Here is a 22,959-nt window from a genome sequence, read left to right as displayed (position 1 = left end):
TGGGACAGAAGCCAATCAGGCCGTGCCGTCACTCCCCCTGGCCATGGGCAGCTCGAAACTGAAGGCCGCGCCGCCGCTCGGGGATGTGGTGCCCGTCAAATGTCCGTCATGGGCGTCAACGATGCTGCGGCAAATGGATAGGCCCATCCCCATCCCACCCTCTTTGGTCGTATAGAAGGGCTCGAAGATGCGCGCGGGTTCGCCGGTCAGACCCGGGCCGTTGTCCTCGACCGTCACCTGGATCCGGCCGCCTGCCGTCCGGCTCGATGTCACACGCAGCAGGCGTACTTCCCGCTCCGTTTCGGTCATGGCCTCCACGGCGTTTCTCACGAGGTTTAGCAACACTTGGCGCATCTGGATCAGATCCGCCGCGACCGGGCATGGTTGCGGCGTAAGCGCGATGACCAGGCGAGTGCCGCTGCGCTCGACGTCTCTCTTCGTGAGCCCGATCACATCCCGGACCATATCGTTCAAGTCAAATGTGGAGACATTTGGGCGAGACTTCCGCGCAAGGGCACGCAGGCTGTCGACAACATCCGCCGCCCGTCGGCCGTCTTTCACGATACTCACCAGAATGTCCCTGACTTCAGCGAGGTCCGGTGGGTCGCGACGCAGGAAGTTCAATCCTGCGCTGGCATAGTTGATCACCCCCGTAAGGGGTTGAGTGATCTCATGCGCAATGGAAGCGGTCAATTCGCCCATCGTCATCACGCGCGATACCCGCTCCAACTCTTCCTGTGCGCTTCGGAGTGCGGACTCGACAGCAAGGTTTGACGTGATATCGCGGAAAACGAGCACGGCCCCGGAAGACGTCCGCTTGTCTGACAGGATGGGCGACGCCCGATAGTCGAGGGTGTATTCGCGCCCGTCCTTACGGACAAGCTCGGCTCGGCCGAATACTCTCTGCGTCAGTGATGTCTCAGTGCCCTGATCGCCAACGGTAGCAGACTCCACCGCGTCGTCAACAAGGCGCTGCACCGCTCCCATCTCCGAGCGAAACTCGCCGAATACTTCGGCCACCGACTTCCCTCTCGCCCCAAGGCTTTGCCAGCCGGTCATCGCTTCAGCGGCGGGGTTCATGAAGACGACGCGACCCTCCCGGTCCGTCGCAATAACGGCGTCCCCAATGCTCGATAGCGTGGCCGCCAGACAGCTCTCGCTTTCCCTCAGGCGTTCCTCTGCCGCATGCTTGTAGAGTGCCATCTGGACCACGCTGCGCAGTTGCGCGTCCTCGAATGGTTTGATGAGATAGCCAAAGGGCTCGGCAAGCGTGGCACGCCGCACGGTTTCCCGGTCAGCGTATGCGGTCAGGAAGACGACCGGGATCTTGCCATTACGCAACCTGGTGGCGACCTCGATACCGTCGAGCTTTCCGGCCAGGCGCAGATCCATCAAGACCAGATCGGGCACGGTTTGCTCGCAAACGTCGAGCGCCTCCTCGCCGGTCGACACCATACCGATGACTTGGTAGCCCTCTTTTGTCAACTGCTGCGCGATATCGCGAGCCACGATGCGGTCATCCTCGACGACCAGAATTGAGTATTCACGCATAGGTTATCTGTTGTTCTCCGAGCGCGGAAAGCGTAGTTCCACGCTCGTGCCGGAGTCGTTCGACACGCTTATCGACCCGCCGAGCTGATGCGCCAGATCAGCTACCAGGTGCATCCCGATGCCGCCAGTGTCATCGGCCGACGAAGGCTTCGCGCAAGATCGCACGGCTGTGGGTAGGCCAGACCCGTTGTCGGAGACGATCAGGACGAATTCTTGTGCCCCGTCCGTTGACAGACGCACTACGATACGTCCGGCCGCGCTTCCATGAAACCCATGCTTGAGCGCATTGGAAACCAGCTCATTGACAATCAGCCCACACGAGATTGCGCTGTTGATATCCAGTTCGACGTCATCGACGAACACCTCGATATCCACCGACTGCCCCGCCGGCCGGTATGCCCGTAGCAATCGGGCGCATAGGGTACGCAGATGTTCTGCCATCGCCACGCGCACGAAGTTTCCGGCGCGATAGAGATTCTCATGCACCAGCGCCATTGATCGAACCCTGTCCTTGCTTTGCGCAAACAGTCTGGAGACGGCCGGATCGTCAATTGCCGATTCCTGCAAGCTCAGCAGACTGCTAATCAGCTGCAGGTTGTTCTTCACGCGATGGTGGATCTCCTTCAGAAGCAGGGTCTTCTCATCGAGACTCGCGTTCTCTATCGCGATGGCCGCAGTAGAGGCTAACAGACGCAGCATCAGCGTTTTTATGGGAGTGAACGCTCCTGCTACCACCGTACTCTCCAGATAGAGAGCACCGATCACCTCGGCTTGGCGCAACAAGGGCAGACAGAGGACAGAGCGAACTTCTCCCGTCGAAAAACGAGGATCCTTACCAAACTCGTGAGCGTCACGTGCGTCCGGAATCGCGATGGTCCGCTGCCCGAGAATTGCCGCTTGCAATACTGAGACCGGCAGTCCAGACACCACGACATCCTCATCGCGCGGCTCCACCGTGATGTTATCCGGGGAAGCAAACGCATAGGCTCGACACCGCAATCCTCGCTCCGTAGGAAGTATCAAGGCCCCGCTCTCGGCGTTCGCATGCTCCAGGGCGATTGTCATCAGCGTCTGGACAACTTTGGCGAACGACGTCTCTTCGCTCACCGCCTGCAGACTCTGGATAACAGCGTCCACGTCCAGCGCTTGCGCCGACGTGGATACAACCGCCGACGTCTCTACGCGGCGTGACCCGACCTCAGCTACGACGGTAGGGAAAGCTACCGCGAGGGCGGCGACCTTTCCACGTGCTCCCCAGCGCTCGTAGCGTCGGGCAGCCTCGGTTACAAGCAGCGCGCCCATCGTCGGCGTATCGGAAGAAAGATAGAAATCGGCAGCTCGCTCGTAGGCCAGGGCTTCATCATGCAGGCGCGAATGTTCAGCCGCCAAAGCCATGGCCCGATCAAACTGCTTGATGGCATTGAAAGTCTGACCTTCGACTCTCGCCACTTCCGCGCGCAGCAAAGCGTCACGCGCGGAAAAATTAGCTGGAGCGTTCTGTCCCCACTTTGAGAACTGAATGACATGGCGCGACAAGGCCTCCGGATCGCCGTGATCCATCCCCATATTGAGACCACCGGCATGCGCGATGCCCGCGAAGAAGTGATACTCCGCAAGTTCGAGATGGCCGGCCGTCGTCCACAGCAACGGCTCCGCGCGTGCCGCTGCGACAAGTGCCTGACGATAATCCCCCGCATAGACATGCAACTGCAGTCGTCGAATCCAGTACCAGCAGGCTGCGATATCCAAACTTCTGTTCGAAGCAAGATGATGCTCGAAGGCAGATTCGGAGAAATCCTGCGTGCTAAAGTTGCCAAGCGACAGCGTCTCCCCTCTTAGCGCCTGTACCATCTGCCGTTGCGCAGTGATGATGTCAACGATCAGGCCAAACTTGGCGTTCCTCACGTGGGCGAGTTTGACCGCCGCCTCGCGCTCGATGTCAATCAGAGGCTCACCGCTCGCTATCATCGCGGAGATGAAGGTGCAGGAGGAGAATCCGGCGTAGGTGAGGTCTCCGGCAAGGACCGCCGCCTCGAACGCTTGCTTGAGTAGGCCGCGATGATCCTCGAGCGGTTTCGTCCAGGGCGCCACATGATAGGCGAACGTCATATAGACGCGCGCCTTATACCTTGCCAGTTCCGGCTTCTTCTCAACCAGATTCAGTCCAAGTCTTCCGAAGCGGTAGGCTGCCGCATAGTCATTGAACACCGGGCCGGCCACCATTCCCAAGTATGCGTATCCAAGCGGCGATGCATCGCTGTTGCCGAACCGGACGCTGATCATCGCCATCCGACAGAGTATCTGGCACACGAGCCTTTCATCGCTGAAGAACGCGGGTGGCAATGCCGCTGTCAGAACGTTCAAAATCGCGATCTGCCGCGAGTCGTTCATGGGCTCAAGCGCCAGAAGCCCTTCAATGCTTGACGGCCCGATCAGGCATTGCAGGTTCCGATACTCTGTCTCAATCTGCTCCAGCGTCGCATCACGTCGTAGCGGCGCCCCGGCAACCTCCAGGAATTCCAGACACGTCCTGATCGCAAGATCGCTACTGTCGCGCGCCGTGTAGAGGGTAATGAGAAGCCAAGCAACGTCCGCGGCCTCCTCAATGGTCTGCGCGCAACCTTGCAACGCAAGGAGATCGGTCTCTGCCGCCTCCAGTTTTCCTGTGAGAAACCTGCATTCAGCCAGATTGCGTCGCAGCCCGAAGCCAAGCTTGCGCAAGTCGCCAACAACGGCTTTCTCACTGGCGACCAGCTTCTCTCCGGCATCGAAGAACATCAGCGCGGCGTCATAAGCGCTCGCGGCTTTCGCTCTCTCTCCGGCGACTTCGAATACTCGTGCCGCAGCAAACATTTCTGCCTCTGGCGGATGCAGCGGCAAAGCCTTCAGGAACTGCGTGGCAATTTCATATGCAGCCTCATGCAGGCTGGATTGTCCCGCATGGGCGAGCAAGCGACGCGCAGTCGCAAGATGCGCGCTTGCCCGTGCTCCAAGCCCTCCACCTCCGTATACGGACTCCTGTACGCGATCATGCGCAAACGAGCAGATGCCGTCCTGAAGAAGGATCAGACCTGCCGAGGCAGCCTCCGTCAATCGAGCCTGTACAGCATCCGCGCGCAATTCCAGAACGGAAGCGACAGTCTGCAAGGTCGATCGATTGCCCAGGCATGCGAGATAGAACAGGTCCTCGCGGGACTGGGGCGATAACGATTTAATTTTCTCGATCAGATAGTCCACCGCATCGTCATCGCACAGTGTTTGCGTGATGCGTTTGAGCTCCCATTCCCATCGTTGCTCGGTGCTGTTGAAGAGAATCAACTCACGCTCGATCAGCGAGCCAAGCAACTGTACTGCCAGGAACGGCAAGCCAGCGGTCTTTTGGCGCACGAGCTCCACGAGCGGCATCACATCCGACTCGGAACGACCAAGCCCGTCGGCTACCATCGACATCAAAGAGCGGTCCGATAGCGACGTCAGCTTGATTTCTACAACCTCCGTCGGGGAAGCTCTCAACGATGCGAGCGTAGACGCGAGCGCCGCGGAGGACGTGGCTTCTTCCTCGCGATAGGCAGCAATGACCAAGAGATGCGAAACATCTTCGGCTTCCGAAAGCTCTCTGAGGAACCCGAACGTTGCATCATCGAGCCACTGGATATCGTCAAGAAACAACGTCAGCGGATGATCTGCGGTGGCAAAGACCTGAAGAAAGCGCTTCAATGTGGCGCGGAAGCGAATCTGGTCTTCCTGAGGTCCGATTGACGTCGTCTGGGCGGGATCGCCAATCAGGGTCGCAAGCGATGGCACCAGCTTCACCATCAGCTCACTGTTGTCTCCCAAGGCTGCAACAAGCGATTCCCTCCATCGCGCTTGCGTGTCCGGCTCAGATGAAATGATGTCCTGGATCAGCCTGTCAAAACATTGCGACAAAGTCTGATAGGGAATGTCACGCAGGTATTGGTCGTACTTTCCAGAAACAAAGAGCGCGCCGCAACCAAGAAGCGCCCTCTCGAACTGTCTCACGAGAAATGACTTTCCGCTACCCGATAGGCCGCCGATGAGAACGAATGCCGAGCCTCCGTGCTGCGCGACGCGCTCGTGCGTGAGCCGCAGGCTGCGCAACTCGCTTTCCCGGCCATAGAGATGCTGGGAAAACTGCGGTACCTGGCGCGCGCTTTCGCTCGCTGGCGAGTCGTGATCCTCCGCAGACTCGTCGTGGTCCAGGGCGCTCTCAAGGGCTCGAGCGACACTGTCGGCATCCTGATATCTGTCCGCCGGTTCTTTCGCCAGCAGCTTCACAACAAGTCTGGAGAGCGCTCGCGGAATCTGGGGACGCAGCTCGCCCGGAGGTATCGGCCGCCTGGCAAGATGACAGTGAACCCAACCCGCCACGTCTGCGGCGTAGAACGGCAGACGACCTGTAAGCAGTTCGTACAACACGATGCCGAACGAATAGAGATCGGCGCGCGCGTCGATGCCCGCACGCGTTCGTTTCGCCCGTTCCGGAGCCAGATACGCCAAGGAGCCGCGAATCGGCCCCTCACCCTCCGGCGTTGCCCCGCCATCAGACACCAACTGCGAGATACCGAATCCAAGCAGCCGTGCGCCACCCGCCGGCGTCAACAGAATGTTCTCGGGCTTCAGGTCGCCGTGGACAATACCTGCATCATGCGCAGAGCCTAGCGCCCGGGCGACCGAAATCGCATGCGCCACGATGTCCACGATCTGGGGAAGACGCTCGATCGGCCGGGTGCGGAACTCGCTAAGAAGAACACCACCCGGATCAGATGTTTGAAGCAAGACACCCAGGCCGCTCTCATACCAACCGCCAGGAACGATCGCCCAGCTGTTATCCAAGGCGTCGCGCATGGAATACTCGTGCGCAAAGCGTTCCAGAACCAATGCAGCGGGCCGCACTGCAATCGTTATCAAACAGCGCAAATCCCCTTCGATCGCGCGATAGAGAATCTTTTCCTCATCGCGACACAACTCCACAAGCTGGGTTGCGCCGGAGAACCGTTTGTCGCACCCTCGCAGCAACGCTCGCGCAGCGCGACTCTCGTCGGCGAATTCGGAAACACGGGAAGGTGCAAGTGAGACATCACTGCTCATCGCCGCTCTCCCCACATCGATGATCGGCTAAAAACATGGGGCGGCAAGGCGTGCAATGTTGCATTCAGTGACTATGGGTTCAGAAGACGGTCGATACTGGCCAGCAGTGTCGCCTCGGAGAAAGGCTTGACCAAGAAGTCCCGCCCACCTCCTGCGTGCGCCCGCCGGATCGTCTCATCGTCCCGATGGGCTGAGATAAAGATGATGGGTACCGTCGACTTCAGACTTCGCAAACGGGCTTGCAGTTCGATGCCACTCATGCCTTTCAGCCCAACGTCGACCACTAGACACCGGCTTTCCATGGCGTCGGTAGCCTCGAGAAACGCCTCGCCCGACGCATAACCGCGGCTGTCGAACCCTTGAGAGCGCAGCAACAACACCAATGAGCTTCTGACCGACTCATCGTCATCGATGACCGAAACCAAGGTTACTTGTGGTGTGTTGACACGAGAAATGAGGATTCTGCCCATCTCGCAAGGGTAGCGTGCCCCCTGCACGTCCCGCCACTACACTTTTGTATATGGCTCAAACTTTAGGTAGATTCAGGCGCTCAGCGACGCGGGCCAGCTCGACAATGGTGGGTACGCCCATCTTCTCCAGGAGCCTTCGCCTGTACGCTTTGACCGTTACCTCACTGATACCGAATTCAGCGGCACTTTCCTTGATCAGCCGCCCTGATGCAATGTGCTGAAAAAGCGCGCGCTCTCGCTCGGTCAACCGATGATAAGACGCCAGACAATCTTCCAGCTCATCGCGGGTCTTGCGGGCGTTCCAATCGTCCCAGAGGCCCTGGCGCACAGCTTTGAGCAGCGCTTCCTCATCGAGCGGTTTGACCAGAAATTCGATCGCCCCAGCTTTCATGGCTTTCACGGTCATGGGCACGGTTCCATGACCGCTGATAAAAACGATCGGAAGTCGCAGGTCTCGCGCAACCATCTCGGCCTGAAGATCTAATCCGCTAATACCTGGAAGACGCACATCAAGAACCAGACAGCTTGGCCCCGCCGGGCATGCACTGTCGAGAAATTCCGTTGCCGTCGCATAAGCCTGCGCACGCAGGCGCACAGAACGGAACAAGGTGACGAGCGACTGGCGGACCGACTCGTCATCCTCGACGACGAACACGACCTGGTCAGCGTTCGTGAAGTCGAGCGGGATCGTTGCAGTTTCCACGTGAGGCCTAAGTTCGATTCAGGGCAGCAGTTGGCAGCGATTTTAGCATTGAGCCCTTGGGCCCCCGCTCGTCAAAACGCAATGCGCTATTCCAAGACCGGGAAGAGATGTGGAGTTACTTATGAGCCACACCCACATCGGGTCCTCTCCCGGCGTTCTGCCGACCGCCACAAAGCGCCGAGGCGTCAGGCTGAGACCAATGCCTGCACATGCGCACACCAAGGCGGAACCGCCAATGGTGGTCTTACCTGGTCATCAATTTTCCGCCTGGGCAGACTTTGCAATCATGTCGAAGTATTCATCGACGGGCATGCTGTATTTGAACTCTGCACCGGACACTTCTCCGTTCTTGTCGAGGTCCAAGGCCTCGTGGATTCGCGACAACTCTTCCTCGGACGCTCCAGCCAACTGCTTACCCAGTTCGCTGAGGGATATGACGTCATCGCCATTGCGGTCCGTCGCCTTGAGCTTGTCAGCCTTGAACCCATCCACCATGTCCACAACTTTCAGGTTGAGGCCACGTTCCTTGAAGTGACCCACTGCGGTGGCATTTGCGCTGGCCGTTTGAGCAGCTTGCGCCTGCCGAGATGACGACCATGCTTGAGCATTGAAGATGGCATCGATTCCGAATCTAAGTTGGTTCATCAGAGCACCCTGAATGAAAGTTAAGCCGAAAAATACCGGTAACAATATTCTAGGAATTTACAGATGACAGATTCCGGAGAATAGACGTCTTTTAATAAGCCTATTCGATCTGCCAGCTATCCGAGTCTAGATAATTACGAAAACATGGCGGTTTTCATGGGAAATGTGGCAGTTTAAATTAACATAATAAGACTATTTTCAGTCCACTTCGGGTTCAGTGAGATGTATTCCGGAGTTCGCTTCCGGCTCGATTTTTTTCAGAGGCAGATACTTTCATCTGGAAGCCTGATGTCAGACAGGTCATTGCCCTGACGCGAGCGGTGTGTCGCAGGTCCTGGTGCATGACGAGCCAGACCTCGTAGTGCCTTGAACGTTGCCGGTCTCCAGCCACGAAAATCCCTGACCGCCCGGACGGGCGGGGTTTTCCCGCACTGTCCCCTCAAGCAAAGTAGTTGTCCCCGAAAGTGAAACCTCGTTGTCCCGTTGACCAAATACTTCGTGTCGACGGGCTGCCGGCAACGTTGGCGTGCCCACTCATCCAGCTACCACGGGCATACACGATGTTTCCATCCCCCAACGCCACCGTGCTGATCGTGCCGGGACTGCGCGATCACGTCGTCCGGCACTGGCAGACGTTGCTCCACGCCGACCTTCTCGCGGCGCGCCAGAAAGTGGCCACCGTGCCCCCGCTCGACCACGACAAGCTCAGTTGTGCCGCGCGCCTAGTCGCCCTCGACAAAGCCTTGCTCGCCATCGACGGGCCAGTCCTGCTGGTCTGCCACAGCGCCGGTGTGATGATCGCCGTGCATTGGGCGCGACAGCGGTATCCCGGAATGCCGCAAGACAAGGTGATCGGCGCGTTGCTGGCGACGCCGGCGGACCTCGAGACCCCGTTGCCGGCCGGCTATCCGGACCGCGTGTCGCTGGAATCCGGTGGATGGCTGCCGATCCCGCGCGAGCCGCTGCCATTCCCGACGATCCTGGCCGCCAGCCGGAACGACCCCCTGGCCAGCTACGAACGCGCCGCCGGGATGGCGCGCGACTGGGGCAGCGAGCTGGTCGACCTGGGCAAGGTCGGGCACCTGAACCCGGCGGCGGGCTTCGGCCCGTGGCCCGGCGCGACGAACCTGCTCGCACGGCTGCAGCGCCGCCATTGAGCGGCGTCCGGCGGGCTCCGGCCGCACCGCACCCCTTACCGCTGTACCCATTCCGACGGGAAGCACCACGACGCAACCGCAACACGACAATAGAAGAGAGGAGACAGTTCCATGAAGCTCAAGGGCATGGTCATTGCGGCATCGCTTGCCGGCACGGGCACCGCTTTCGCGCAGTCCGCCGTCACGCTGTATGGCGTAGCGGACATCAACGTCGAATATGCGAACCATATCGGCAACATCCCGACGGCGGCCAACGGATTCAATCCCGGTCCGGCCAACAAGGTGTACCGCATGGATTCGGGCGGCCTCGCCGGTTCGCGCTGGGGCCTGCGCGGCACCGAGGATCTGGGCGGCGGCGTCAAGAGCGTGTTCGTGCTGGAAAGCGGTTTCAGCCTCGACACTGGCACGCTGCAGCAGAGCGGGAGACTGTTCGGACGCCAGGCGTTCATCGGGGTTAGCCGGGCCGGCATCGGGCAACTGAGCCTGGGCCGCCAGTACACGTCGATGTTCGAGGCACTCGCCAATTTCTCGCCGACCGCCTATGCCACCCAGTACGAGCCCGTGGTGCTCCAGTCTGGCGCCAACTTCCGCGAAAACAATACGATCAAGTACACGGGCCAGTTTGGTCCCGTGACCGCGCTCGCGCACTGGTCGTTCGGCACCGGCCTGGCGCTGCCGGCATCAGTGGGCATCCCCACGCCCATTGGCGGAAACGGCGAGGTGCCCGGCGCCTTCCGCCGCGACACCGCCTACGGTGCCGCCGTGGCCTACGCCAGCGGCCCGCTGGGCCTGACCGTCGGCTACGACCAGTGGAACCCGACGATCGGCAACAGCAGCGGCACGATGCGCAAGGCCGCGGTTGGCGCCAGCTACACGTTCAGCAACGTCGCCAAGCTCATGGGCGGCTACCGCTGGGGACAGAACAGGAACGCGGCCGGCGTGGTGATCCAGCGCGACGACTACTACTGGATCGGCGCCAACTACCAGGTCACGCCGGCCGTTGGCCTGACGCTGGCCTACCACTACGACGACATGAAGAACCTGTTCGGCACCAACGCACCGAATCCGTGGCAGGTGGCGTTCGTGGCGAACTACACGTTCTCCAAGCGCACGGACGTCTACCTGTCCACGGCCTATGCGAAAAATGCCGGACTGATGCTCGAATCGCTCGGTACTGTCTACGCCAACAGCCTGTCGCTCGGCAACAGCTACGCGCTCGCCAACGGTCAGAGCAACATGCTCGGCGTGGCACTCGGCATCCGCCACAAATTCTGACCGCGCAGCGAACCAGCCTCGGCCGGGCGGTGCCGGGGCTGTGTCCATCAGCCGGCGGCGTGCCCGGCGCGCCATTTCGACACGCTGCAACCAAACTGTACGCCGAACCACCGCGAGAACGCGCTCAACGACGAGAACCCCAGCAGCGTCGCCACTTCCGACAAAGGCCGCGCCCGGTTCTCGATGTAGCGCGCGGCCAGCCCCGCACGCGTCTCGTTGACGATGGCCGAATACGTCGTGCCCTCCTGCTCCAGCCAGCGGTGCACGGTGCGGCGGTCCACGCCCAACTGCTGCGCCACGCGATCCACCGAACACATGCCAGTAGGCAGCAGCGCATGTACGAGCTTGCGCACCTTGTCGGCCATGTTCGTGTTCGACTGCGCGAGCAACGTGCCGAGGTACCGCTTGACCTGCTGCGCCATCACCGGGTCGTACGACGGCAGCGGCGCCTCGAGGTCGCGCGCCACACAAACGATGCCGTCGAAATCCTGGTTGTAGAGCGCGGGCATGCCGAACACGCGAAGGCAGGCCGACTGACTTTCCGGCGGCGCGTGCGTGAAGCAGATGCTGCGCGGCCGCCACGACGTGCCCAGGAACAGCGTGAGCATGCGATACATCACCCCTGCCGCCAGCTCGGTGGCCTGGCGCAGCCGACCCGGCATGTCGCCAAGCAGTTGCAGCCGGATCATGACCAGGTCGCCGGCCTCTTCCACCCGCATCGCCAGCGCCTCGTTCTGCAGGCTCATGTGGCGCACCATCGATTCCAGTGCGCGCCGCAGCGTGGGCTCCTCGCGCACCACGAATGCCAGTGGGCCGAGGTTGGAGAACTGCCGCAGCTCTGCCATGCGCAGCCCGAAGTCGTCTACGTGCGCCGCGCTGGCCGAAGCCTCGAGCAGCCGGCCCACGTGGGCGGCCGGGATGCGTGTATCGGGGTCCAGCAGTGCGTTGCGGCTGATGCGGGCCGCACGCAGCATGTGATGCGGATCGAGCCCCACGGCCCGCGCCACATCCACGTAGTTGGTAAGGCTGGCACTGCGCAGAAAGTAGGACATCGTGTTTTCCCTGACTGTCCCCAAATGTAAATCGAGCGTCCCCGAACGTCAAATCGCCAACCTGCGATGGCCGATACTCGAGCACTGGGTACGAACCCCACGAACCCCATTGAAAAAGGAGACGACATGCAATTCCTCGACGATTCCCTGCACCCCGAGAACATGGACAAGGTGGTCATCACCGTGGCGCCGTACGGCCCCGAGTGGATGCCCGAGGATTTTCCGGAGGACATCCCCGTCACGATGGCGGAGCAGGTGCAAAAGGCCGTGGACTGCTACGAGGCCGGCGCCACGGTGCTGCACCTGCACGTGCGCGAACCGGACGGCAAGGGGTCCAAGCGCCTGTCCAGGTTCAACGAGCTGATCGCCGGCGTGCGCGAGGCCGTGCCCGACATGATCATCCAGGTGGGCGGCTCGATCTCGTTCGCCCCCGAGGACGAAGGCCAGGCGGCCGTGTGGCTGTCCGACGACACGCGCCACATGCTGGCCGAGCTGACGCCGGCGCCAGACCAGGTGACCGTGGCCATCAACACCACGCAGATGAACATCATGGAGCTGCTGTACCCCGAGTACCTGGCGGGGACGTCGCTATCCAACCCGGCCTTCATCGAGGCGTACCGCGAGATGACCGTGCCCGCCGGCCCAGGCTGGGTGGAGGAACACCTGCGCCGCCTGTCGGCCGCCGGCATCCAGCCGCATTTTCAGCTCACCGGCATCCACGCGCTCGAAACGCTGGAGCGGATGGTGCGCGCCGGCGCCTACATGGGCCCGCTGAACCTGACGTGGATCGGCATCGGCGGGGGCTTCGACGGCCCCAACCCGTTCAACTTCTTCAACTTCATCCATCGCGCGCCGGACGGCTGCACGCTGACAGCCGAGTCGTTGCTCAAGAACGTGCTGCCATTCAACATGATGGCCATGGCGATGGGACTGCATCCGCGCTGCGGCATCGAGGACACGATCATCAACCAACACGGCCGGCGCATGTCGTCGGTGCAGCAGATCCGGCAATGCGTGCGCGTGGCGCACGAACTTGGCCGCGAGATCGCCACGGGCAAGGACGCGCGCAGGATCTACCGTATCGGCACGTGGTACGACAGCGTGGACGAGACCCTGTCCGCGCACGGGATGCTGCCGAACCGCCAGGCTGGCCAGAAGAACCTGCCGCTGCGCCGCGCCGCCTGACGCCGGCCGCTGGACGAACCACCGCCATGACCCCGCCTGTCCAGCCCCGCCCGGCCAATCCCTGCATCAACCTCTGCCGCATGGACGCAGCGCGCAGGTATTGCCAGGGATGCGGCCGCACGTCGACGGAAATCGGCCTCTGGGACGGCATGACCGACGCCCAGCGCGCCTTTGTGCTGGCCGCACTGCCGGGCCGGCGCGGGTGCGTCGCGGGCCGGCCCGGCACGCACTGACCGCCGCGTTGCGGCGGCGCCCCACGCCACCGCTTTCCCCGGACTTGCCGATTCCGCGCCACGACAATTCCCTCTGCCGCCGCACGCGGGCAGGTCCGGACTTTTCCCTCGGAAGACCTATATTGGAGGCAAAGATGCCCAATCACCCTGCCCGATTCCTGCTGCGGCGCGCCACGCTGGCAGCGCTGCTGACATTGGCGATGCCTGCCGCGATGGCATGGACCGCCAAACCGGTGCGCGTGCTGGTGCCCGCTCCGGCCGGCGGCACCATGGACGTCATGGCGCGCCTGCTGGCCGAGCAGCTGTCTGCCGACCTGGGCCAGCCCGTAGTCGTCGACAACAAGCCCGGCGGCGGTGGCGCCATCGCCATCAACACGTTGCTGGCCGCGCCGGCCGACGGCCTTACCGTGATGGTCACGGCCACCAACGTGCTGACTGAAGTCCCGCAGATCCAGAAGACCCCGTACGACACGATGAAGGATATCCGGCCGCTCGCCGCGGTGGGCCGCTCTCGCGTGGTGCTGGTCGGCGCGCCGAACCTGCCGCCCAAGGACCTCAAGAGCCTGATCGCGTACGCCAGGGCCAATCCCGGCAAGCTCAGCTTCGCGTCGTACAGCGCCGGCACGGCGTCGCATTACGCCGGGGCAATCCTCAACCAGGAGGCCGGGATGGACCTGCAGCACGTCCCGTTCCCCGGCTCGGGACCGGCGCTGGCGCAGGTCATGGGCGGCCAGATTCCGCTGATGTACGACGGCATGGTCACCTCGCTGCCGATGATCCGCGCGGGCAAGCTCCGGCCGTACGCGGTGGCGTCGAAGACTCGCTCGCCCCTGCTGCCGCAGGTGCCGACGTTCGCCGAGCAGGGCTACCCCGACCTCGACTTCAGCAACTGGGTGGGCGTGATCGCGTCGGCGCAGGTGCCGCCCGACGTGGCGCAACGGATCCAGGGCGCGGTCTACAAGGCGGCAGCCAATCCCAAGGTACGCCAGCGGCTGGACGCGCTGGGCTACGAGCCGATGCCGGCCCAGTCGCTGCAAGACCTGAACCAGTCGCTGCACGCCGAGTTCGACCGCAACGCCGGCATCGTCAGGACGTTCCATATCAAGCCGTAACCGGCCCGCGCCAAGGAAAAAGCCGCCCGGGCTGGCCGGGCGGCATGCGGGTCTCCTTTTCTTCTTCCCTCAGCCTGCCTGGCGTTCCCGAAGCAGCTTCTTGTCGATCTTGCCGACGCTGGTTCTGGGAATCGCCGCGACAAAGGCGATCCGGTCCGAATCGGGCACCGCGAACTTGCTGAGCTGCTGCGTCACCACATGCTCCAGGAGCGCCGCGCGGATCTGCTGCGCGTCAACCTCCACGCCGGCATGCCGCACCACGTAGGCCATCGGCCGCTCGCCCCAGCGCGCGTCGGGCACGCCAATCACCGCGCATTCCTGCACGCCCGGCACCTGCGTCACGAGATTCTCAATTTCGATCGACGATACCCATTCTCCGCCGGTCTTGATCACGTCCTTGAGCCGGTCGACGATCCGCACGAAGCCGTCCGGGCTCCTCACCGCCACATCCTGGGTGTGCAGGTAGCCGTCGGCCCACAGGTCCTCCGACGCCGAAGGCTTGCCGAAGTAGGACTGGGTCAGGTACGGCGCGCGCAGCACGATCTCGCCCTGCGCCTTGCCGTCGTGCGGCACCTCGCGCATGTCGGGGCCAACGACGAGGAAGCTGGCCAGCGGCACAGGCCGGCCGGTGGCGCAGCGCAGCGAGATCTCCTCCTCGCGGCTGCGCGCCACGTAGCCTGGCGGCAGCTGGGCCAGCGCGACGATCGGGCCAGTCTCGGACATGCCGTAGCCGGCAAAGATATCGATGCCGCGCGCCAGCGCCGCCTCGCACAGCACCGGCGGCAGCGCCGAGCCGCCGATGATCATCTTCCAGCCGCGGAGGTCGTGCTGCCCCTCGCCGGCGGCCTGCAGCAGCATCTGCAGGATGGTCGGCACGCAGTGCGAGAACGTCACCTTCTCAGCTTCGCGCAGCGCCAGCAGCGCGGCCGGGACGTAGCGGCCCGGCAGCACCATGCGCAGGCCGAGCATGATCGCCACGTACGGCATGCCCCACGCCATGACGTGGAACATCGGCGTGATCGGCATGTACACGTCTTCCCGGTGCATGCGCTGGCCCTCGCGCGGCGCGCACAGGCTGGTGGCCGCCGTCAGCGTGTGGAGCACGATGTCCCGGTGGCTGTAGCAGACGCCTTTGGGGTCGCCCGTAGTGCCCGTGGTGTAGAACGTGGCGGCCTTGGTCCGCTCGTCGAAGTCGGGGAAGTCGTAACCGTCCGGCGCGGCGGCCAGCATGGCCTCGTACTCGCCGTCGAACGCCAGCGGACCCGGCGGCACGTCCTGGCCGTCGGCCATCAGCACCAGGCGCGGCGGGCGCACCAGCCCGGCGTGGATCTGCGCCAGTACGGGCAGGAAGTCCGGATGCACGAGCACCACGTCGGCGCCGGCGTCGTTGAGCGTGTAGAGGATCTGCTGCGGCGACAGCCGCACGTTCACCGTGAACAGCGTGGCGCCCATCATCGGCACGCCAAAGTAGCTCTCCAGGTAGCGATGGCTGTCCCAGTCCATCACCGCCACGGTGCTGCCATGACGTACGCCCAGCGCCGCCAGCGCACCGGCCAGCCGGCCCAGACGCGCGTGGAAATCGCGGTACGTATGGCGCATCTCGCCCCGGTAGCTGATCTGCTGGTCGCCATACAGGCTCATCGCGTTGGTCAGCAGTTGCTTGACCAGCAGCGGGTAGGCGTATGCCGAAGGGGTTGTCACGACGAGATTCGGGTCTCTCATGCCTGTGTTTCCTCGAAGAACTTCAGTAAGGCACGCTACCGACGATGCCGGCGCGCTCCATCTTGCGGTGGCACGGTGCGTAATCCATCACCGCGTAGTGCTGGGTGGCCGTGTTGTCCCAGATCGCCACGCTGTCGGGCGACCAGCGCCAGCGCACCTGGAACTCGGGGATGTACGCCTGCGACACCAGGTAGCGCAGCAGGTCGGCCGCGCCGGGATTCGCGTCCTGGCCGAACCGCACACGCCCAGGCGTGTGGTAGTTGGTGAAATGCGTGGTGAAGCCGTTGACATAGAGCACCTTCTCGCCGGTGCCGGGATGGGTGCGCACCACCGGGTGCTCGGCGTCGGGATACTGGCACTTCAGCGCCAGCCGCTTCTCGGTCGGCATGGCGGCGCCAAAGCTGGCCTCGATGCTGTGGCGCGCGCGCAGGTCGGCGATCTGGGCTTTCACGGTGTCGGGCAGCCGTTCGTAGGCCAGCGCCATGTTGGCCCACATCGTGTCGCCGCCCACGGGCGGGCATTCCACGCAGCGCAGCACCGCGCCGAACTGCGGGGCCTCGCGCCATGTTGTGTCGGCGTGCCAGCAGTTCTCATAGCGGTCGTTCGGCTGGTCGGGCGACTTGTAGATGCGCACCAGGCCAGGATGCTCGGGGTCGCTGCCGGCCACCGGGTGATCCTCCAGTTCGCCGAAGCGGCGTGCAAAGGCCACATGCTCGGCGCGGCTGAAACGCTGGTTGCGCAGGAACAGCACGCGGTGTTTCAGCAGCAGCGCGCGGATCTCGCCGAACAGGTCGTCGCTGCGGACCGCCTCGGCCAGGTCCACGCCTTCCAGTTCGGCGCCCAGGGCACAGCTCAGTTGTCTGACTTGCATGGCGGCTCCTCAGATGACGAAGATCGACGAACCCGTGGTCTTGCGCGACTCCAGGTCCCGGTGGGCCTGCGCCGCGTCCTCCAGCGCGTAGCGCTGGTTGACCTCGATGCGGATGCGGCCAGCGCCGACATGGTCGAACAGCTCGCCGGCCAGTTCGGCCTTCTCGGCCGGGTCGGCGATGTAGTCGGCCAGCGCCGGACGGGTCACGTAGACCGAGCCCTTCATTGCCAGCAGCACCGGGTCGAACGGCGGCACCGGGCCCGACGCCGTGCCCACGCACACCAGCAGCCCGCGGCGCCTGAGCGAGTCCAGCGACGCCATGAAGGTACTCTTGCCGACGCTGTCGAACACCACATTGGCCCCCACGCCGCCAGTGATCTCGCGCACCCGGGCCGCCACGTCCTCGTGGCTGTAGTTGATGATGTGCTGGCAGCCATGGGCGCGCGCGACCTCGCCTTTTTCCTCGGTGGAAACGGTCCCGATCACGTTCAACCCCAACAGCCGTGCCCACTGCGAGACGATCAGCCCGACGCCGCCGGCTGCCGCGTGCAGCAGGATGGTGTCGCCCTTGCGGAACGCGTGGATGCGGCGCATCAGGTAGGCCGAGGTCAGCCCGCGCATGGTCATGGCCGCGGCGGTCTCGAAGCCGATGCTCTCGGGCAGCCGGATCAGCGGCGCGGCCGGCACCAGGCGCTCGGCACTGTAGGCGCCCAGCGTGTTGAGAAAGCCGGTGTAGGTCACGCGGTCGCCGACGGCCACGTTGGCCACGCCGGGGCCGATGGCCTGCACCACGCCCGACGCCTCGACCCCCATGCCGGACGGCAGCGGCACGGGATAAGTGCCGTTGCGGAAGTACGTGTCCGCATAGTTAAGGCCAACCGCCACGTGGCGGATCCGAACCTGGCCGGGACCCGGCTCGCCCACTTCGGCGTCTTCGTAGCGAAGCACCTCGGGTCCGCCGGTTTCATACATGCGCACTACCTTCGCCATGGGAATCGTCTCCAGTTTTCGGCTGGCGGCGCGAACTGCGCCGCCCATGCCGACAATCTAGAAGCGCACGGCCCCGGCTGCTTTGCACGGCGGCCCAACCACTTTGCATTTCATGCCACCGCCCACTATCATCGCGGCAAATGATGCACAGAGGCGACGCCTGCGGCGTACGCACGATCTGGAGACACCCGTGAAAACCCTGGTGCGCGCGGCCGCGCTGACCAACTTCTTCGACGTTGCGCGCGATCTCGGCATCAATCCGCTTCCGCTGCTGCGCGGCGCCGGGCTGACCCAGGCGCTGCTGGCCGACCCGGAGCAGCGCATCCCGGCCGAAGCCTGCGCCGCATTGCTGGAAAGTGCCGCCCGGGCCGCCGGGTGCCCGACCCTCGGCCTGCGCATGGCGGAATCGCGCCAACTGTCCGATTTCGGCGTGATGAGCCTGCTGATCAGCCAGCAGGCCACGCTGCGCGATGCGCTGGAGACGATCATCCGCTACCGCCACCTCGTCAACGAATCGGTGGCGATCCTGCTCGAAACGACGGGCCGGGCGGCCGTGATCCGCCAGGAACTGGTGCTCGATACGCCGTCGCGACAGGCCACGGAACTGGCCATCGGTGTGGTGTTCCGGCTTTGCCGCGCGCTGCTGGGGCCCCAGTGGCATCCTGTCGGCGTGCACTTCACGCACCCGGCGCCGCCGAACACGCAGGTCCATCGCCGGCTGTTCGGCTGCCCGCTTGCGTTCGGCAGCGAATTCAACGGCATCGTCTGCGCGGCGGAAGACCTCTCGGCCCCCAATCCAACCGGCAACCCCGCCATGGCACGTCACGCCCAGCGCGTGGTCGAGACGCTGCCACGGATCAACGATGCGTCGATCGGGCGCGAAGTCCGCAATGCCGTCTGCCTGATGCTGCCGATGGGGCGCGCCACCGCCGAGGCCGTGGCGCAGGGCCTGGGGCTGAGCCTGCGCACGATGCAGCGCCAGCTCGACGCCTCGGGCGAGTCGTTCACCGACATCGTCAATACGGTGCGGCGCGACCTGGCGCTGCGCTACGTCGCCAACCCCGATTATTCGCTGCTCCGGGTGTCCGGGCTGCTCGGCTATGGTTCAGCGGCGTCGTTCTCGCGCTGGTTCTCGGCGCAATTCGGCGAAGCACCGATCACGTGGCGCCGGCGCCATGGCCGAGCGCCCTGACGCCGCTCCCGCCGTTCATGCGGCCGCCACCGCGCGCGGGCGGTCCAGCAGCGCCAGCATCAGCCACGCGTAGAACGACAAGGCCACGAACAGGCCCATGCGCACCATGAACGCCTGGTAGACGTCTTTTCCTGCCGCGCTGTCGGCCACGGACTGGCCGAGCAGGATGATCATCGTCACAAGGCTGTTGAGCCAGAATCCCGGCGACAGCGCGGTGCGCGCCACGCCGAACAACCGTCGCGCCACCAGCAGCGCGAACAGCGCCATCCAGAGGAAGAAGATCCAGAGATGGACGAAGAGGCCCAGCGCCAGCCAGCACGCGATGGCTAGCAGCCCTCCCATCAACGTGGACCCCACCAGTTCCAGCGCCGCTCCGCGCGCCGTCGTGCAACTCTGCCGGCCCAGGCTGACGGCTTTCATGATGATTGGCAGGTAGGCGGCCGGGTCCGACAGCGCCAGCAGGAACGGCGGCATTACCACCAGCGTGGCGCGCCAGGCGATACGGTCAGCGTCCGGCACGGCTTGCGGCGGCGGGCGCGGAACTGGCGCGCCGTGCTCGGGCACCAGCACATGGCAGGCGCCCAGCGCCAGCACTGCGGCGGCCAGCCCCTGTGTCAGCGCGCCGATCACGGTCAGCGCCAACGCGCCACTGGCCGTGCCGGCCGCCGCGATCAGCGTGACCCCGGCCGCGACGAACGTCGAGACCAGCGCATTGCCACCGCGCAGACCATGGCGGAAAGCCAGGAACAGGCACAGCCCCGCCATCAGCACGCCGGCTGCCGGTGCGTGGCGCAGGAACGGCACCAGCATCAACCCGCTACCCGTGGCAAGCATCACCATCAGCGCCAGCCCCAGACCCACCTTGAAAGGCAGCGGCCGGTCCAGCGCGCCAAAGACGAACACCGCCAGTACCGGAGCCATGACCGGCACCGGCCACTGCAGGCCGAAGCTGACGGCCAGGCAGCCCGCCGTGCCCAGCGCAAGCCGCAGCGCGCGGCGCGCATTGGCGGCGCGCCGCGCCGGCGGGGCGGTCGCGTCAGTAGACATAGGACATCCAGCTCATCACGCGCAGGAACGCACGGCCCAGCAGGTTCAGCGGGCTACCCTCGCGCGGAAAGGCCATCACTTCGGCCTGCCCGCCCACGCGGATGCCGCGCAGTGTATCGAGCTGGTCCGGATCGATGTCGACGATGACCGGAAAGCGCTGCGCGGGCCGCAGCCAGTCCCGGCTGTTCTGAACGGTCGGCAGACTACCCGGCGGCGCGGCCGGGCCGGCGCTGATGCCGTAGCCGATGCTGCGCACCTTGCCCGTCAGCACCCGGCCGGGCAGCGCGTCCAGCACGATGCCGACCGGCGTGCCGGGTGCCAGATGCCCAAGGTTGTTCTCGGTCATGTCGGCGCTGATCCAGACGTCGTGGATCGCGATCAACGTCATGACCGGGCTGCCGGCGGCCGCATAAAGGCCCGCCTCGGTGCGCAGGTCGGTGACGAGTCCGCCCGTGCGCGCCCGGACCTGCGCGTTGGCCATGTCGAGCTCGGCCTTGTCCACGGCGGCGGCGGCGCTGCGCAACCTGGCGTTGGCGTCGTCGCCACCACCTTGCTGCTCGCGCGCCCGCTGCACCTCGGCACGGGCTGCCGCCACCTGGCTCACGGCCTGCGCGTGCGTGGCGCGCGCCACCTCCAGCCGCCGCACGGATACCGTGCCAGGGTCCTCGCCATATAGCCGCTCCAGTCGATCGCTGTCCTGCCGCGCCTTCAGCTCGTTGGCCTGCGCTGCACGCAGCGAGGCCTGCGCCGATTCGATGCCCGCCGTGCTAGCGCCGATCTCGCGCCGCGTCGATTCCAGATCTGCACGCGCGCGGTCCAGCGCGATGTGGTAGTGCTGCGGATCGACGTCGAACAGCACCGTACCGGCAGCCACGTTCTGGTTGTTGCGCACATACACGCGCGTGACACGGCCCGATACCTCGGACGCCACCGGAATCACGAATGCCTGCACGCGCGCCTGCTGGGTGTAGGGCGTGAGCCGGTCAGCCATCAGGTACCACGCCAGGCTCAGCACGATCAGCGCGACAATCGAGCGAATGGCCTTGCGCGACGGATCGCGCGGCGGCGGAGGCGGTGCGGCCTGGGCCGGGTGACCCTGCGTCGGGGCGGTTGCGGGATCGGTGCGATCGTTCATGGCCGGGCGTTCGCGCGCGGGGACGGCAAAGCGGGACCGGGACGCGGCACCTCGTCCAACAAGGCGCCCCAGTCGGTGCGCTCGCGCATCCGGGCACGCGTGCCCGCATCGACCAGTGGAACCGACGTGTCCCAGCCGCCGCCCAGTGCCCGGTACAGCGCAATCAGGTAGTTGACCGCATTGCCGCGATTGACGAGGTAGCCGTCCTGCTGCGCGAACAACGCGCGCTGCGCGTCAAGCACGCGCTGGAAGTCCGAGTAACCCTCGCGGAATACCGTGTCGGCCAGCGACAGCGAGCGCTCGGCCGCTACCGCCGCCTCGCCCAGTATCCGCTCGCGCTGGAGCGCCCGGATCAACCCGCTGGCCGCGTCGTCCGCCTCGCGCGCGGCTTGCCGCACCGCGGCCTGGTAGTCGACGATCAGCTGCTGCAGCCTCGCATCCTGCACGCGCACGTTGTTGACGATGCGGCCGTAATCGAAAATATTCCAGCGCACGCTGGGTCCACCCACGAGCAGAAGCCCATTCTGCATGCCCGGCAGCGACGTGGCCGACCAGCCGATGCTGCCGACCAGCGACACTGCCGGGTACAGGTCCGCCCGCGCCACGCCGATCTGGGCCGACTGCGCAGCCACGCGCCATTCGGCAACGCGGATGTCGGGCCGGCGCAGCAGCAGTCTGGCCGGCACGTCCTGCAGCACCGCGCGGTCGATCAATGGCAGCACGCCCTCGCGCGCAGCCGCATCGGCCAGTTCCGGCAGCGGCCCCGGCGGCCGGCCCAGCAGCACGCCGAGCGCATTGCGGGCCTGCGCGATCTGGTTCTCGAACTCCGGCATGCTGCCCAGCGTGCCCAGGTACTGCGTGCGGGCCTGCTGGAAATCGAGTTCGTCGCTCTCGCCGCCCCTGAACAGCCGCTCGGTGATCTCGAAGCTGCGCCGCTGGAGCCGCGCGTTGTCCCGCGCGATGCGCAGCCGCGCCTCGGCCGTACGCAGCGCATAGTACGTGTTGGCCAGTTGAGCACGCAGCAGCACCAGCATCGCCTCGCGATTGGCCTGGGCGGCAAAGTACGCGGCGTCCGCCGACTCGATGGCCCGCGCAAAGCGGCCCCAGAAATCGAGTTCCCAGCCGATGTCCACGCCCGCGCTGTACTCCCAGAGGCGGCTGGTCTGGGCGGTAGGCCCCGATTGCCTGCTGTTCACGTACAGTGCGCCCGCGCTGGCCTGCTGCGTCTGCGGATAGCGGCCCGCCAGCGCCATGCCCAGTTGCGCGCGCGCCTCCATCACGCGCAGCCCGGCCACCTTGACGTCGGCGTTACCGGCATCAGCCTCGGCCATCAGTGCTTCGAGCACCGGGTCGCCGAACACCTGCCACCACTGCCGCAGGTCTGGCTCGGCCTGCTGGATGCTGGCCTGGTCGATGGCGTCGCTGCGCCAGCCGACGGTCCACGCCTCGCGCTGGGGCTGGAAGTCTGGTCCCACGTGGGCGCATGCACCCAGCAGGGTGGTCATCGCCA

The 22,959-nt window shown here is 64.6% G+C and carries 18 protein-coding genes; 6 read left to right on the top strand and 12 right to left on the bottom strand.

Annotation, left to right across the window (positions count from 1 at the left end; translation table 11 throughout):
* Positions 1 to 15: 15 nt before the first annotated feature.
* From EV147_RS17305 to EV147_RS17285, 5 genes are all read right to left on the bottom strand, one after another.
* Entirely contained in the window at positions 16 to 1,551 is a 1,536-nt protein-coding gene (locus EV147_RS17305; protein ID WP_130392445.1) for an ATP-binding response regulator, read from the bottom strand.
* Between the two features lie 3 nt (positions 1,552 to 1,554).
* Positions 1,555 to 6,660 (bottom strand): AAA family ATPase, encoded by a 5,106-nt coding sequence (locus EV147_RS17300; protein WP_130392444.1) that lies wholly within the window; start codon positions 6,658 to 6,660, stop codon positions 1,555 to 1,557.
* Between the two features lie 71 nt (positions 6,661 to 6,731).
* A complete protein-coding gene (locus tag EV147_RS17295; RefSeq protein ID WP_130392443.1) occupies positions 6,732 to 7,130 on the bottom strand; it encodes a response regulator transcription factor in 399 nt (132 codons plus the stop codon).
* Positions 7,131 to 7,185: 55 nt separating this feature from the next.
* Positions 7,186 to 7,833 carry a response regulator transcription factor gene (locus EV147_RS17290; RefSeq protein ID WP_130392442.1) on the bottom strand — a complete coding sequence of 216 codons (648 nt, stop codon included), beginning with the start codon at positions 7,831 to 7,833 and terminating at the stop codon, positions 7,186 to 7,188.
* 255 nt (positions 7,834 to 8,088) lie between these two features.
* On the bottom strand, positions 8,089 to 8,478 hold the full coding sequence (locus EV147_RS17285) for an EF-hand domain-containing protein (RefSeq protein WP_130392441.1): 390 nt from the start codon (positions 8,476 to 8,478) through the stop codon (positions 8,089 to 8,091).
* A 560-nt stretch (positions 8,479 to 9,038) separates the two neighbouring features.
* Here EV147_RS17285 and EV147_RS17280 point away from each other — a divergent pair.
* Positions 9,039 to 9,635, top strand: coding sequence for an RBBP9/YdeN family alpha/beta hydrolase (locus EV147_RS17280; RefSeq protein ID WP_130392440.1), 597 nt, complete (start codon positions 9,039 to 9,041; stop codon positions 9,633 to 9,635).
* 111 nt (positions 9,636 to 9,746) lie between these two features.
* Positions 9,747 to 10,910 carry a porin gene (locus EV147_RS17275; protein WP_130392439.1) on the top strand — a complete coding sequence of 388 codons (1,164 nt, stop codon included), beginning with the start codon at positions 9,747 to 9,749 and terminating at the stop codon, positions 10,908 to 10,910.
* 47 nt (positions 10,911 to 10,957) lie between these two features.
* Here the strand turns inward: EV147_RS17275 and EV147_RS17270 are convergent, their stop codons facing one another.
* Positions 10,958 to 11,962: an AraC family transcriptional regulator gene (locus EV147_RS17270; protein ID WP_130392438.1), complete on the bottom strand. Its 1,005-nt coding sequence runs from the start codon at positions 11,960 to 11,962 to the stop codon at positions 10,958 to 10,960.
* A gap of 126 nt (positions 11,963 to 12,088) precedes the next feature.
* Between EV147_RS17270 and EV147_RS17265 the strand changes: the two genes are divergently transcribed.
* The 3 genes from EV147_RS17265 (at position 12,089) to EV147_RS17255 (ending at position 14,492) form a co-directional block, all read left to right on the top strand.
* Entirely contained in the window at positions 12,089 to 13,147 is a 1,059-nt protein-coding gene (locus EV147_RS17265; RefSeq protein WP_130392437.1) for a BKACE family enzyme, read from the top strand.
* A 26-nt stretch (positions 13,148 to 13,173) separates the two neighbouring features.
* Complete coding sequence (locus EV147_RS17260) at positions 13,174 to 13,380, top strand: DUF1289 domain-containing protein (protein WP_130392436.1); 207 nt, start codon at positions 13,174 to 13,176, stop codon at positions 13,378 to 13,380.
* 134 nt (positions 13,381 to 13,514) lie between these two features.
* Positions 13,515 to 14,492, top strand: a complete 978-nt coding sequence (locus EV147_RS17255; RefSeq protein WP_130392435.1) for a tripartite tricarboxylate transporter substrate binding protein — start codon at positions 13,515 to 13,517, stop codon at positions 14,490 to 14,492.
* Between the two features lie 69 nt (positions 14,493 to 14,561).
* Here EV147_RS17255 and EV147_RS17250 read toward each other — a convergent pair whose 3' ends face one another.
* Genes EV147_RS17250 through EV147_RS17240 form a run of 3 tightly spaced genes read right to left on the bottom strand, consistent with a single transcriptional unit; the run spans position 14,562 to position 18,075 of the window.
* Entirely contained in the window at positions 14,562 to 16,214 is a 1,653-nt protein-coding gene (locus EV147_RS17250; RefSeq protein ID WP_130392434.1) for a fatty acid--CoA ligase, read from the bottom strand.
* Positions 16,215 to 16,236: 22 nt separating this feature from the next.
* On the bottom strand, positions 16,237 to 17,085 hold the full coding sequence (locus EV147_RS17245; RefSeq protein WP_130392433.1) for a TauD/TfdA dioxygenase family protein: 849 nt from the start codon (positions 17,083 to 17,085) through the stop codon (positions 16,237 to 16,239).
* Between the two features lie 9 nt (positions 17,086 to 17,094).
* Entirely contained in the window at positions 17,095 to 18,075 is a 981-nt protein-coding gene (locus EV147_RS17240) for a quinone oxidoreductase family protein (protein ID WP_130392432.1), read from the bottom strand.
* A 190-nt stretch (positions 18,076 to 18,265) separates the two neighbouring features.
* Between EV147_RS17240 and EV147_RS17235 the strand changes: the two genes are divergently transcribed.
* Entirely contained in the window at positions 18,266 to 19,267 is a 1,002-nt protein-coding gene (locus EV147_RS17235; protein WP_198680280.1) for an AraC family transcriptional regulator, read from the top strand.
* Between the two features lie 15 nt (positions 19,268 to 19,282).
* On the opposite strand, the gene EV147_RS17230 is transcribed toward EV147_RS17235, so the two are convergent.
* From EV147_RS17230 to EV147_RS17220, 3 genes are read right to left on the bottom strand one after another with little or no spacing between them, the layout of a single operon-like run.
* A complete protein-coding gene (locus tag EV147_RS17230; RefSeq protein WP_130392430.1) occupies positions 19,283 to 20,314 on the bottom strand; it encodes a DUF2955 domain-containing protein in 1,032 nt (343 codons plus the stop codon).
* Positions 20,304 to 21,449, bottom strand: coding sequence for an HlyD family secretion protein (locus tag EV147_RS17225; RefSeq protein WP_130392429.1), 1,146 nt, complete (start codon positions 21,447 to 21,449; stop codon positions 20,304 to 20,306). Before EV147_RS17225 ends, EV147_RS17230 begins: the two co-directional genes overlap by 11 nt.
* Positions 21,446 to 22,954: an efflux transporter outer membrane subunit gene (locus EV147_RS17220; RefSeq protein WP_130392542.1), complete on the bottom strand. Its 1,509-nt coding sequence runs from the start codon at positions 22,952 to 22,954 to the stop codon at positions 21,446 to 21,448. Before EV147_RS17220 ends, EV147_RS17225 begins: the two co-directional genes overlap by 4 nt.
* Positions 22,955 to 22,959 lie beyond the last annotated feature (5 nt).

The organism is Cupriavidus agavae, from assembly GCF_004217045.1.
GTDB classification, from domain to species: domain Bacteria; phylum Pseudomonadota; class Gammaproteobacteria; order Burkholderiales; family Burkholderiaceae; genus Cupriavidus; species Cupriavidus agavae.
This window is presented reverse-complemented; position numbering and strand designations above follow the sequence as displayed.